The sequence below is a fragment of the Pedobacter lithocola genome, assembly GCF_042650845.1.
Classification (GTDB): domain Bacteria; phylum Bacteroidota; class Bacteroidia; order Sphingobacteriales; family Sphingobacteriaceae; genus Pedobacter; species Pedobacter lithocola.
Window position 1 is genome coordinate 164,338 of the sequence record NZ_JBHSBW010000011.1, and the last position, 11,835, is coordinate 176,172.

14 protein-coding genes are annotated in these 11,835 nt (G+C 34.8%); 7 read left to right on the forward strand and 7 right to left on the reverse strand.

Features of this window, described 5'->3' with window-relative positions; genetic code table 11:
• Position 1 precedes the first annotated feature (1 nt).
• Entirely contained in the window at positions 2-853 is an 852-nt protein-coding gene (locus tag ACFOWA_RS11025) for an alpha/beta hydrolase family protein (protein WP_378985063.1), read from the reverse strand.
• Between the two features lie 71 nt (positions 854-924).
• Positions 925-1,278 carry a DUF6249 domain-containing protein gene (locus ACFOWA_RS11030; RefSeq protein WP_378985064.1) on the reverse strand — a complete coding sequence of 118 codons (354 nt, stop codon included), beginning with the start codon at positions 1,276-1,278 and terminating at the stop codon, positions 925-927.
• 239 nt (positions 1,279-1,517) lie between these two features.
• On the opposite strand from ACFOWA_RS11030, the gene ACFOWA_RS11035 reads away from it, so the two are divergent.
• From ACFOWA_RS11035 to ACFOWA_RS11045, 3 genes are all read left to right on the forward strand, one after another.
• Positions 1,518-1,838 carry a DMT family transporter gene (locus tag ACFOWA_RS11035; protein WP_378985066.1) on the forward strand — a complete coding sequence of 107 codons (321 nt, stop codon included), beginning with the start codon at positions 1,518-1,520 and terminating at the stop codon, positions 1,836-1,838.
• A gap of 805 nt (positions 1,839-2,643) precedes the next feature.
• Positions 2,644-3,225 carry an RNA polymerase sigma factor gene (locus ACFOWA_RS11040; RefSeq protein WP_378985067.1) on the forward strand — a complete coding sequence of 194 codons (582 nt, stop codon included), beginning with the start codon at positions 2,644-2,646 and terminating at the stop codon, positions 3,223-3,225.
• Positions 3,222-3,707, forward strand: a complete 486-nt coding sequence (locus ACFOWA_RS11045; protein ID WP_378985069.1) for a hypothetical protein — start codon at positions 3,222-3,224, stop codon at positions 3,705-3,707. The genes ACFOWA_RS11040 and ACFOWA_RS11045 overlap by 4 nt, the downstream gene beginning before the upstream one ends.
• Positions 3,708-3,811: 104 nt before the next feature.
• Here the strand turns inward: ACFOWA_RS11045 and ACFOWA_RS11050 are convergent, their stop codons facing one another.
• From ACFOWA_RS11050 to ACFOWA_RS11065, 4 genes are all read right to left on the reverse strand, one after another.
• Complete coding sequence (locus ACFOWA_RS11050; RefSeq protein WP_025141747.1) at positions 3,812-4,003, reverse strand: cold-shock protein; 192 nt, start codon at positions 4,001-4,003, stop codon at positions 3,812-3,814.
• 104 nt (positions 4,004-4,107) lie between these two features.
• Complete coding sequence (locus ACFOWA_RS11055; RefSeq protein ID WP_378985070.1) at positions 4,108-5,034, reverse strand: hypothetical protein; 927 nt, start codon at positions 5,032-5,034, stop codon at positions 4,108-4,110.
• 40 nt (positions 5,035-5,074) lie between these two features.
• Positions 5,075-5,941: a phosphodiester glycosidase family protein gene (locus ACFOWA_RS11060; protein ID WP_378985072.1), complete on the reverse strand. Its 867-nt coding sequence runs from the start codon at positions 5,939-5,941 to the stop codon at positions 5,075-5,077.
• 78 nt (positions 5,942-6,019) lie between these two features.
• On the reverse strand, positions 6,020-7,270 hold the full coding sequence (locus tag ACFOWA_RS11065; RefSeq protein WP_378985074.1) for an aspartyl protease family protein: 1,251 nt from the start codon (positions 7,268-7,270) through the stop codon (positions 6,020-6,022).
• Positions 7,271-7,351: 81 nt separating this feature from the next.
• On the opposite strand from ACFOWA_RS11065, the gene ACFOWA_RS11070 reads away from it, so the two are divergent.
• The 4 genes from ACFOWA_RS11070 (at position 7,352) to ACFOWA_RS11085 (ending at position 11,107) form a co-directional block, all read left to right on the forward strand.
• Positions 7,352-8,650 (forward strand): D-alanyl-D-alanine carboxypeptidase/D-alanyl-D-alanine-endopeptidase, encoded by a 1,299-nt coding sequence (locus ACFOWA_RS11070; RefSeq protein ID WP_378985076.1) that lies wholly within the window; start codon positions 7,352-7,354, stop codon positions 8,648-8,650.
• 11 nt (positions 8,651-8,661) lie between these two features.
• Complete coding sequence (locus ACFOWA_RS11075) at positions 8,662-9,453, forward strand: alpha/beta hydrolase (protein ID WP_378985078.1); 792 nt, start codon at positions 8,662-8,664, stop codon at positions 9,451-9,453.
• A 7-nt stretch (positions 9,454-9,460) separates the two neighbouring features.
• The gene (locus ACFOWA_RS11080) at positions 9,461-10,498 is read left to right on the forward strand and encodes an aminotransferase class I/II-fold pyridoxal phosphate-dependent enzyme (protein WP_378985080.1); all 1,038 of its coding nucleotides are present in this window, start codon (positions 9,461-9,463) and stop codon (positions 10,496-10,498) included.
• A gap of 108 nt (positions 10,499-10,606) precedes the next feature.
• A complete protein-coding gene (locus tag ACFOWA_RS11085; protein ID WP_378985082.1) occupies positions 10,607-11,107 on the forward strand; it encodes a SixA phosphatase family protein in 501 nt (166 codons plus the stop codon).
• A 40-nt stretch (positions 11,108-11,147) separates the two neighbouring features.
• Here ACFOWA_RS11085 and ACFOWA_RS11090 read toward each other — a convergent pair whose 3' ends face one another.
• A complete protein-coding gene (locus ACFOWA_RS11090) occupies positions 11,148-11,831 on the reverse strand; it encodes a M15 family metallopeptidase (RefSeq protein WP_378985084.1) in 684 nt (227 codons plus the stop codon).
• Positions 11,832-11,835 lie beyond the last annotated feature (4 nt).

Genomic DNA, 11,835 nt, shown 5'->3' on the forward strand with positions numbered 1-11,835 from the left:
ACTAATTTTTATTACTAGGTTTTTTATTTTCTAAATCCTTAATCCATTTAATCGCCTCATTAAAAGGCTCCTGAGAGGCTTCAAATGTAGTGTTATGTCCCAGAGCTGGAAATAACCTGTATTCATACAGTTTATTAACGCTTTTAAATTCTTCGATATGTTCTATTGATAATTTTGCTGGAACCTGAACATCCTTAGCCCCAAAAAGCCATAGCCCTGGAATTGAAAGTTTAGAAAGCGCATCACGAGGATTAGTATCTATAAACTGATATTTATCCGGGTCGTTCTTTATATGATTACGCGATTCGCTTTCTGTGTGTAAATCCCAAAAATCAGATTTTCCTTGCGTAAAAAACTGAAATCGAAGTTGTTCACGGGCGGTAACAACCGGACCACTAAACAATACCATAAAATTCACTTTAGAATTTTTTTCTGCTGCAATTGGAATTATCCAGCCGGCCTGACTGTATCCTATCAGGCCTACTGGAATATGTTTAGCGGGTAAATGTTTTAACAGAAGGTTAACGGCAGCGCTTGCATCCCTAGCCAATAAATTTAGATTAGCTGAATCAATATTATTGGTGCCAACTTCAGGTCCGGCATAAATTCCGCTTGATTCGCCCACGCCGCGTTTGTCGTAGGTTAAAACCATCATACCATGGTTTGCCAAAAGCGAAGCAAACTGCATCATCCGCTTTTCCTGACCAGAGCCATGAACCACAATTAATGCCGCATGAGGCTTTTTAGGATTAAAAATTGTACCTTTTAAAGTAACTCCCTCACTTTCAAATTCAACATTTTTAATAATGAAATTAGTTCCTTGTGCAACCGATTTGTGAACTGACGTCAACATAAGGAGCATAATTACATATAAGCGGTAATGATACATACAGTGATTTCTAGCTTAAAACATCTACTTAAGAACTATTTATCAATTGCTTTCTTTTCGATGATGAATGAGGTGATCAAACCTAATCCCCCGAAAATTCCTAAGCAACCGAAGTAAACTGCAACCGCCTGACCTTCTTCTGTGTGTGTCATGTTTGGTCCGAAAATGCTTCTTACGGTAAACAATGCAACCAACAAACCAATACCTAAACCAACCAGCAATAAACCGAATTTTAAACTTAAATATGGTCTTGGTGCCGATTTACCGATTCCAGGATTGATACCACGTTCTATCATTGCCATTTTTTCTTTGTTTGATAAATAGCGTATTCCAAATACCATTGCGAATGTGCCTAAAAAGATAGAGATTGGGACTAATATAGCTTCCATGATTATAATTTTTTATGTGTTTAAATTTTTAAATTGTATTGAACCGTGTTCTGTGTATTATGACTACATGGTTTTTAATCAGGTTACAGGCTAGGTGTAAATATTCGTGATCAGGATTTAAAATGATTATAAGATTTACAGTATTAATGAGCCATTAGGTTTTGAACAGGATATTGAAACTGTAATGTTATAAATAGTAGAACTTAAATTTAAGCTTCAACTTTTTTTACCTTTGCACCATGAGTTGGATTATATTAATTATTGCAGGCCTTTTCGAAGTTGGCTTTACTACTTGCCTAAAACTTTCTAATAACTTTAGCAATTTGAAATGGAGCATCGCTTTCTTTATTTGTATTACTTTAAGCTTTATTTTGCTAAATAAAGCTTCGCAAAGTTTGCCAATGGGTACTGCTTATGCAGTATGGACGGGCATTGGTGCAGTAGGAACAGTAATTATTGGTATTGTATATTTTAACGAACCCGCCACATTTTGGCGCATATTTTTTATCTGCACATTAATAGGTTCTATTGCTGGGTTAAAATTTTTCGCATCGCATTAGCATTAAATTTTTAAGCAAATTTATTTTGAAGCGTAAAAAATAATTTCAAATTGGTTTAAAATACACTAATAGGTTTATAATTTTTAGCAGCGCAAGAGTTGTACAAGAAACTAAATTTGCTCCCGTTTTGCGCTTTACTCCGCTAACAGCCAAAAGGCTGCTGCTCCGTGTTCGCTTCAACCGGGGCTAATTTGCAAATGTAGTATTCCATTTTAACGGTTTGCATGGAGCAAAACCTTTGTTTTTAAACCTGATGGTAGCGGCAGCCCGAGCTTTTTTGCGAGGCTACAGCAAACAGCAGGGCTGCAGACCGCCAAAAGCACTGCATTTTCATTTCTAAAATAATTTCAAACTGGTTCATAAATCTGCCAAGTGTTTTATATTTTTTAGCAGCGCAAGGCTTGTGCAAGAAACTGAATTTGTTCCCGTTTTGCGCTTTACTCCGCTAACAGCCGAAAAGGCTGCTGCTCAGTGTTCGCTTCAACCCGGGCTAATTTGCAAATGTAGTATTCCATTTTAACGGTTTGCATGGAGCAAAACCTTTGTTTTTAAACCTGATGGTAGCGGCAGCCCGAGCTTTTTTGCGAGGCTACAGCGAACAGCACGGCTGCAGACCGCCAAAAGCACTGCCTTTTCATTTCCAAAAATCACATAATAATTGAAATTAAATCTTCTCAACTAGCGACAAAGATTTCTCGGCTACGCCCAAAATGATTATCAATTTTTATATTGCCGTTTAGGTAAATTCGCTTAATTTAAAATTGATTGTAACCTATGTATCTTAAAGGTAGTCTTAGCATTAAGTATGAAGCAAGAATTACCAGATGTAGAGCTGATTCAAAGTGTATTAAACGGTGAAACCGGGCAATATGCTTTGTTGGTAAAACGCCATCAGCGTTTTGTTTTTACACTTGCTTTAAGGTTTGCCAAAAACCGTGAAGATGCAGAAGAAATTGCTCAAGACTGTTTTATTAAAGCTTACAAAGCACTAGGAACTTTTAAACAAACAGCGAAATTTAGCACCTGGTTATACACCATAACTTATACAACCGCAATGACTTTTTTGCGGAAAAAACGTTTAGATACCTCTTCAATTAGTGACGAGGCTACCTTTTTGCAATTGGAAAATCAAACATCGGCCTTTAATGCAAATGTTTATGAGCAACAAAATAGCCATGCTTTTTTAAATGAAGCTATAACACATTTATTACCAGATGATGCTGCAATTATAACTATGTTTTACAAAGGCGAGCAAAGTTTAGAAGAAATTGGCAAAGCTTTAAATATGGAGCCAAATACCATAAAAGTAAAACTACATAGAGCAAGGCAAAGGCTTAAAGAAAAATTACAATATTTGTTAAAAGATGAAGTAAAGGAGTTACTATGAACACAATAGAACAACAACTTTGGGATTATATAGATGGAAATTTGAATGAAACCCAACGAAAAAGCATCGAAGAAAAAATTGAAACTGATGTTTCAGTTAAACTTCAATATGAGGAATTATTAAATCTGAATATTGCTTTTAGTGAAATGGAACTTGATGAGCCATCGATGTCTTTCATCAGAAATGTGATGGAAAGTGTTAAGCTAGAACCAGCGCCGGTTTTGTTAAAAACGAAGGTAGATAACCGTATAATTTATAGCATTGGCGGTTTTTTCGTGCTCTCCTTACTCACACTTTTAGGCTACGTTTTTTATAATGCTACTTTTACCATGCCTGATTTGAGCAAATATTTTTTGGTAAATTTTGAGCTTGATAAATTTATAACACCTACCAGCTTATATATCTTTTTGGGTGTAGATTTGGTTTTAGGGTTAATTTTTATGGATTATTTTTTAAGAAAAAAGCTTAATCATAATAAATAACATGGTGTAATGGTGGTCAGAAATGAATGCACCTCTTTCAAAAAATTTAAAAATAAAAAAGCCCCGATTTGCAACCGGGGCTTTGTTGTAAATATGATAGTTAATTAAATTACTTTCACATTAACGGCATTTAAGCCTTTTTTACCGTTAGCAACTTCGTACTGTACTTTGTCGTTTTCACGGATTTCGTCGATAAGACCTGTTGAATGAACAAAAATTTCGCTATCTCCGTTTGCAGGGACGATAAAGCCAAAACCTTTAGTTACATTGAAGAATTTTACTGTGCCTTCTTGCATTGTATTAAATATTAAAATTAAGTCTGCAAGGTAAGTTTTAATTTTTAAAATCAAAATAAATTTTAACATTTTTTTAACGTTAAAATTTTGTAAATAGCAGATTACTAAGGCCTTTTAATTGCCTTTCCTAATATCATTAAAGTAATTTGCGAATTGTGGGGGATTCCTAAGGTTGTTCCGGGCAATACATTAAACAGGTTTCGAATGTAAATATCGGCTATTGCCTGAACTGTTTTTTTCTTATTTGCTGCATCTTCTGGTAGAACTCCATCAACACGTTGAATGTGGATTCCGCCTTGAAAATCTACAATTGCAGCAGCCTGATACGCAAAATCTTTATATGCTCTGTTTATGGTTATTTTATACTGTGGAAACATATAATCGTACGATTCGGTTCTGTTAGCTACTTTATCAACCGTACTAATTTTTTCTATGGCTACAATTTTACTTTTGGGTATAAACTGAGCTGGTTCTGTGGCAGCAAAACCAGTGTCGCTTTTTAGGTTTACTGTTGCAGAACGTTTTTCTATAAAATTGGTATCGGCTTTGGTTGGTTTTTGTAATTGTTTGGCCGTCGTTTTAAGTTTGTTTTTAATGTATTTCTGAGCGTAGAAAGTCATGTTAACATCCGAACGGACATCAGAAGCGACAAGTTTTCCATCTACCTGAACACGCTGAAAAACTAGACTATCATTGCTGATGTGTTTTACCTTAAAAAATTCTGCCGCGAAATTGTACAGATTGCCATGATCGTACTGAAGATAAAATTTTTGCATTCTATGTTTTTGAGGACTCCATGCCATCATGGTATCTTCGGCTGCAACTTCAATTATCCACGATGGTTTTTGCATAAAACCTTCTGCGTTAAAGGAAAGTCCGTTTTTAAACCTGCGCTTAACCTCTTCATATCTAATTCCCTTTACGGGTTCGAAAGCAAATTCACGAGAGCTTGTGTTTATAGATTTAGTTCCAGATTCGCAGGATGACCACAAAGCGACAACAAATAAAAGGTAGAAAAAATTCTTAATCATAATTATATAACGCAACAAGCACAATTTTAAACTAAATAATTTATTTTTTCTTAACCAGAATTACATTGGCTACTTTTCGTTGCCCTTCATGATCCCATTTTTTATTATCTGTTGGATAATTGATGATGCCATTATCCGAAAAACCATCTATCCACAATGTTGTAGAACCGCCACCATCAAAATTTAAAATGCTGGAGCAACCGAGCCAAGTCATGATGTTGGTTAGCTCTGGTAAACTCATTCCAGCAGAGTTATCATTTCGTCCATCAACCGTAAGCATAATTATCTTGCCATTTGGTTTTAAGCCTAAACAAGTTCGAGGGTGCCTTAATTGGCTGAAAGATGATGTGTCCATGGTCTCCTTAATGCCATTTATAGCCAGTAAGGGTCCATTTAGCATTACATCTTTTTCCATCAATTTAATTTCCCAATCGGGGTTTCCATCCCATTTTTTTATCGCTATTTTACCATCTGCAATAACTACCGCAGCTTGTTGGTGCTTTGCTCTCGAACCATCTTTTTGCAATCGATTAACATTGATAACCTTATTATTCAACCGTACATAATCAACCGAACCACCATTTTTAACATCAAAAAAATTACCGTTAATTGCCGCCAAAGCTGTATCTTTTTTACCGAAATCGCTGGTTGTGATTAATTTTTTTTCTTCAGCGCCGATGGTAAAAACTGCTTTCCTGCCATTATTTTTAATTTCCAAATAGGAGATATTTTCGTTTGCGCTGAATAGATTTTTAGAATTAAAATGATACCGATAGAGACGCACTTTGGGCGCAACTCTATTTTTCTGCCATTTAGCTTTTACAAAAGTTAGCGAATCTAAATTTTGCGCCAAAACCGAAAATGAAATGCATATCAATGAAAGGAGAAAACCAGATCTTTTTAGCATAGGAATGAATTTGAATGCTAATTTAGAGGCAAATAATTGGTTGAAGCTGTTGTAACCTGAAAATTACCTACAATCAGCTTAAATCCTTCTTTCAAGATGAATAACCTTGAAAAAGGTTTTTTTCTCTCGATAGATTTCTAATATAACGCTTTTGTTAGCGCCAGATTTGAAAAGCTCGGTTAAGTCACTCAACGTATAAGCGTCCATAGATCTAAAATTAACGCCGATTATTTCGTCATCTGGGCAAAGACCAGATTTATCTGCAGGCGAGTTTTCATCAATTTCGCCAATTAAATATCTTTTATACTCTTTCTGGTCTAGATAGATTACCATCCCAATCATGTCATGCTCGAAAGGAGTTTTAAAAAAGCTATTGGGTTTTAAATACATAAACCCTTCATGATAGTTGATTTGAAGGTTAAACTTTTTAAGTAAATCAGCTCCCAAATTGCCATTTCTACTTTTTAAATCAATTTTTTGAGAGATAACGTTATAATCCGGGAAACCAGAAATTACATCATCAAATTCAAAATCGCCAAAAGAGAAAGATTTTATTCGTCCTAAATAGCCCTTTATCTGTCCGCTTAAACTCATGCCCAAACTTGCTTTAATTTTTGAGTATGGTAAAGGAAACATAGCTCCATTAAACATTTCCATTGATAAGGCATGGCTTGCACCCGTATCCATCAACAATTTTGCTTTCGTCTTACCACTGTCTGGCACCTCTATCTCCGCATAAATATAGGGCTTCAAATTTTCAATCACTATCGGAATTTTGGTTCCTTTATACTTAACTTTTTGGTTTAGTTTGCTAAAAATAAGGCGCTTTTCTACGTACCGAATATCTACAATAAAGCTGCTAAAAAAGCTGTATCCAATTATGCCATAAATTTTTGTACCCAAATGACCAGATAGATTGAACAAATCTTCTTTTAAAATTGCAGTTGGAATGTGTTTCATTTCTGCCCTGTTTATTTTGGCAGTAATGTTTTGAGAAACAAAAGCTTCAACGGGTTCTAAACCCAAACCAGAAACCTTAATTTTACGCATATTGGTAAAATTCAAGGAGTCAATAATCGAAGGTTCGGTAATTATCATTGGCCCAACACCTGTATCCAACACAAAATCGTACGGACCTTTACCATTAACATAAATTGGGATTATGATTAGGTTTTTAATAAGTTTAAAACTTAACGATTGCCTTTTTTGATTATCGAGAAATTGAAAATCTTGGGCTTGTGTTATGGTAATAAAAGGCAAAAAAATGCATAGGCAAACAATTAATTTGCGAAACAAGGAACGCATTGCAAGCTTATATTTGGTTAACATTTAATTAAATTTAATAATTTAGTTGGTAATTATTACTATAACTTTAAAAACATGTTTCATTCCCGATGTTTAAATAAATGCTTGCCCATATTTTTATACGTAATTAGCTTGCTTTTAGGTTGTTCTGCCGATAAAATGATAGCCAAAAAGGTTTCAAAAGAATTTAAAAATTCTGAGGTGATAAAGCAATATCACGTTGGTTTTTCGCTGTACAATTTGACAGAACAAAAGACAATTTTTGAGCAAGATGGAGATAAACTTTTTACTCCTGCATCGAACACTAAATTATTTACGTTTTATGCTGCATTAAAACTGATTCCTGCTGTTATACCGGCTTTACGTTACATAGAAAAAAATGATTCACTAATTTTTTGGGGAACCGGCGATCCATCTTTTCTTCAATCGGCATTGAAAGACAAAACCGCTTACAATTTTTTGGCAAACAGCAATAAAAAATTGTTCTTTGCGACGGGTAGATATACCGGAAATTCCTTCGGTACCGGCTGGGCTTGGGATGATTACAATGACTACTACCAGGCAGAAATTAACGAACTGCCCTTATTGGATAATACCGTTTGGGTTAAAGGAAGCTCAAACGGCACTTTCTCTGTTGTACCAAAAAGTTTTACATCTTGTTTTGCGATTGATAGCACTAAAAAACAGGGTGATTTCTTCGTTAAAAGGAAAATAAACACAAACGAATTTGATTATAATGCTGTGCCTGTAAAGCTAAACTACTCCCAGCAAATCCCATTTAAAGTAAGTAATGGCACTACCTTAAGCTTGTTGGCAGATACGCTTCATAAATCAGTAGAACTTATTGAAATGAAAATGCCCAATAATGCAAAAACATTAAAAGGCATGAGTAGAGACTCCGTTTTAAAAGCCATGCTGCTGCCAAGCGATAATTTTATTGCCGAACAGCTGTTACTGGTTTGTGGAGATAAACTGAGCGACACATTAAATACTGAAAAAACGATATCATATGTGCTAAAAAATTATCTAAACAACCTACCTCAAAAGCCCCGCTGGGTAGATGGATCGGGTTTATCCAGAATGAATTTATTTTCTCCGAATGATATGGTTGCTGTGCTTAACCTAATTTATAAAGAGGTAAACAATCCTGCTAAGTTGTTTGATATGTTACCTGCAGGAGGGAAAACCGGAACATTAAAAAATGCTTATCCTAAAACCGATAATCCTTTTGTTTTCGGCAAAACGGGATCCTTAACGGGTATTCACAATCAAAGTGGCTATGTTGTTACCAAAAAAGGAAAAACGTATATCTTTTCGTTTATGAATAACAATTTTGTAAATCCAACGGCTGCAGTAAGAAATGAAATGGTTAAGCTTGTAACCTACATACACGATAATTTTTAGTTTGATATAAAATGAGATTACTTTTCACAACAATCTTATCTGCCCTGATTTTAGCCACCTTTGCGCAAGAGCAAATCATATTTAAAACCAAAAATTTATCGCAACCCGATACGACTTGGGTCTTCTCGCCAAAAAATCTGGATAAGAAGCTAAAAGCGCCTACTGTAATTTTATTGCATGGCTTTGGCGGCAATTACAAACAGTGGAACAACATAATGGATGCCCAAAAATATGCTGATGAGTATGGCTATATTTTAGTTTGTCCTGATGGTTTAGTTAAATCGTGGTATTTAAATAGTCCTGCAAAAGCAAACTGGCAATATGAAACTTTCTTTTTTGATGAGCTTTTGCCGAAACTTAAAAAGAATTACCCAATTGATACGAATAACCTTTTTATCACCGGCTTAAGCATGGGTGGACATGGTGCGCTTTGGTTATTTTTAAAACATCCAGAGGAATTTAAAAGTGCAGGAAGCACAAGTGGCGGCATAAATTTGAGAGATGCTATCGGTAAATTTGGCGTTCCTGAGCTTTTGGGTAACCCCGACAAGGATAGTGATGTTTGGCTTAAATATTCTGTAATTCAAAACATCGATAAACTTGTAGGAAGCAAAAAGGAAATTATTTTCGATTGTGGTTCGAGTGATTTTTTTTACCAGTCGAACAATGAGATGAAAAGGAAATGTGATAGTTTAAAAATAAACGCTACCTACATTTCTCAACCAGGCAATCACAATTCTACCTATTGGAAAAAATCGATAAAACAGCAGTTTGAATTTTTCAGCAAACAGATCTCGAAGTAATTATTTCATGACTTCTGATTTTAAATCCATATCGCAGCCATTCTCAAATACCATTGAAATTGATGGGACAGCGTATTTATACTTTGGTGGAACGGCGTATTTAGGTATTCCTCAAAACGAAGAATTTATAAAACTTTACATTAAAGGAATTAAATTATTTGGATTAAATAACGGCACAAGTAGAGCCAATAACATTCAGTTAGGAATATATAACGAAGCCGAAAACGTTGCTGCGAAACGATTCGGAGCAGAAAGTGCGTTAATTACCTCGAGTGGGTATTTAGCAGCTCAACTAACGGTGAAAGCTTTATCTACAACAGGCCAAGTCATTTATGCTCCAGCAACGCACCCTGCTCTTTGGTTAGAGAATCAACCTTTAGTATTAAAATCCTTTTCAGATTGGAAAGCGGAAACCATTCAATTAATTAATAATTCGAAACAGCAAAGTTGGGTTATTATAAGTAATTCTATGAATAATCTTTTTCCTGAAATATATGATTTCAGCTTTTTAGAAGAGATTCATGGCGATAAAAAAATCATGTTAATTGTCGATGACTCTCATGGAATTGGCATAAATAATAACGGTTTAGGTACTTATTGTGACTTGCCAAAAAAGGATAATATTGATGCGGTTGTTGTGGCATCGATGGCAAAAGCACTTGGTGTAGATGCAGGATTGGTTCTAGGTTCAAAAGAAATCATCAACAAACTTAAAAACACAAACACATTTGTTGGTGCTTCACCCCCACCAGCGGCAGCGCTATATGCATTTATAAACGGTAATGAAATTTACAAAAGAGCGTGGAACAGTTTGCAAAAAAATATAGAATTGTTAGAATCAAAAATTAAAATCTCTGGTAAATTTGAGGCCGGTTTTCCTGTATTTCACTTTGAAGATTCGAATTTAGCTGAGAGGCTATTTACTCACAAGATTTTGATTTCTTCATTTTCTTATCCAAATGCAAATGATGCGCTCATCAATCGAATTGTGCTCAGCAGTTGGCATACAAATGCAGATATTTTAAAAATTTCATCAGTTATTTAATTCTGCGGATATAGCTATTTGTGCTTTGCGGTTAAAAATCATTTCATCGTAAACAGGCAAATTAAACACGAGTTTTATTTAACCACTTAATTTTTCAATATTTACTTCATGAAAAAATTATTTTTATTTCTATCCATAACCTTTTTATTTACCTCTTCTATTTTAGCGCAAACTACAGAGATTTGGGTAGTTCGCCATGCCGAAAAAGATAAGTCAAATCCACAGGAAAAAGATCCAGAATTATCTGATGAAGGAAAAATAAGAGCAAGAGATTTGGCGGAGTATTTAAAAAAAGAAAAAATCGATTTCGGATTTACCACACCATATAAAAGAACCCGAACAACTTTAGATTCTTTGATTATACCTAAAGTGTTGAATTATACTGATATTAAATCACTAGTCGATAGTATCAAAACAAATTACGTTGGTAAAAAAATTGTAATTGCTGGTCACTCAAATACTGTTCTAGAAATTATCGAAGCCTTTGGAGGAAAACGCCCAAGAGAAGAACTTACTGATGATGATTACGATTTTATCTTTCACTTAACCGTAAAAGGCGATAAGGCCAGAGTAAAAATGGACCAATACGGTGTTCCGCATCATTTGTAATTTAGGTTGAAACCTAGCTTATTAAAAAAGCTGAACGTATTTATATCTTTTCAAAAGGAATATCCATTAAAGTATAATTCTGCCAACCTTGAAAATCATAATGCCACCATTCATTTTCAAGAACGTTCAGTTTATGTTTTCTCATTAATGAAATAAAGAATTCGCGGTTCTTTTTAACTTCTGCTGATACATTTGGGTAATTGGCTGCCGCAGCCGCAGAAAAACTATCGTAAGGTGTAGGCATAGGAATTTCCTTACCAGTTTTTAGGTTAATGATAGTTAAATCAACGGCGCAACCTCTATTGTGTTTCGAACCTTGCTTCGGATTTGCGACAAAATTTTTATCGCTTGCTTTTTTATAAAACGCAACTGTAATTGCATACGGTCTGTATCCATCAAAAATCTTTAAACCCAAACCTTTTTTATTCAATTCTTGCTGCACCTTTTTTAACGATTCTACAACTGGTTTCCTGGCGAAAGCTCTAGCCTGCCCATACATAACCTGCCTCATAAAATTGTTTTTAGTAGCGTAACGTATATCTAGCTTAATATTCGGAATCGCTTTCTTTATCTCAACAAGTTCGTTATTTGGATTAATTTTAACCGATTGTAAATATTGATTGTAAGAATTTATTACAACAAGTTTCTTTGTTTTTTCAGGCTTTGTTTGCGCAAAAACAGGAAAGGAAACAAATACGAAAAGTACAAAAATGTTAAATTTCATCTGT

Coding starts and splice junctions, on each gene's coding strand:
- ACFOWA_RS11025 (WP_378985063.1), bottom strand. CDS start 853: ATGTTGACGTCAGTTCACAAATCGGTTGCACAAGGAACTAATTTCATT.
- ACFOWA_RS11030 (WP_378985064.1), bottom strand. CDS start 1,278: ATGGAAGCTATATTAGTCCCAATCTCTATCTTTTTAGGCACATTCGCA.
- ACFOWA_RS11035 (WP_378985066.1), top strand. CDS start 1,518: ATGAGTTGGATTATATTAATTATTGCAGGCCTTTTCGAAGTTGGCTTT.
- ACFOWA_RS11040 (WP_378985067.1), top strand. CDS start 2,644: ATGAAGCAAGAATTACCAGATGTAGAGCTGATTCAAAGTGTATTAAAC.
- ACFOWA_RS11045 (WP_378985069.1), top strand. CDS start 3,222: ATGAACACAATAGAACAACAACTTTGGGATTATATAGATGGAAATTTG.
- ACFOWA_RS11050 (WP_025141747.1), bottom strand. CDS start 4,003: ATGCAAGAAGGCACAGTAAAATTCTTCAATGTAACTAAAGGTTTTGGC.
- ACFOWA_RS11055 (WP_378985070.1), bottom strand. CDS start 5,034: ATGATTAAGAATTTTTTCTACCTTTTATTTGTTGTCGCTTTGTGGTCA.
- ACFOWA_RS11060 (WP_378985072.1), bottom strand. CDS start 5,941: ATGCTAAAAAGATCTGGTTTTCTCCTTTCATTGATATGCATTTCATTT.
- ACFOWA_RS11065 (WP_378985074.1), bottom strand. CDS start 7,270: ATGTTAACCAAATATAAGCTTGCAATGCGTTCCTTGTTTCGCAAATTA.
- ACFOWA_RS11075 (WP_378985078.1), top strand. CDS start 8,662: ATGAGATTACTTTTCACAACAATCTTATCTGCCCTGATTTTAGCCACC.
- ACFOWA_RS11080 (WP_378985080.1), top strand. CDS start 9,461: ATGACTTCTGATTTTAAATCCATATCGCAGCCATTCTCAAATACCATT.
- ACFOWA_RS11085 (WP_378985082.1), top strand. CDS start 10,607: ATGAAAAAATTATTTTTATTTCTATCCATAACCTTTTTATTTACCTCT.
- ACFOWA_RS11090 (WP_378985084.1), bottom strand. CDS start 11,831: ATGAAATTTAACATTTTTGTACTTTTCGTATTTGTTTCCTTTCCTGTT.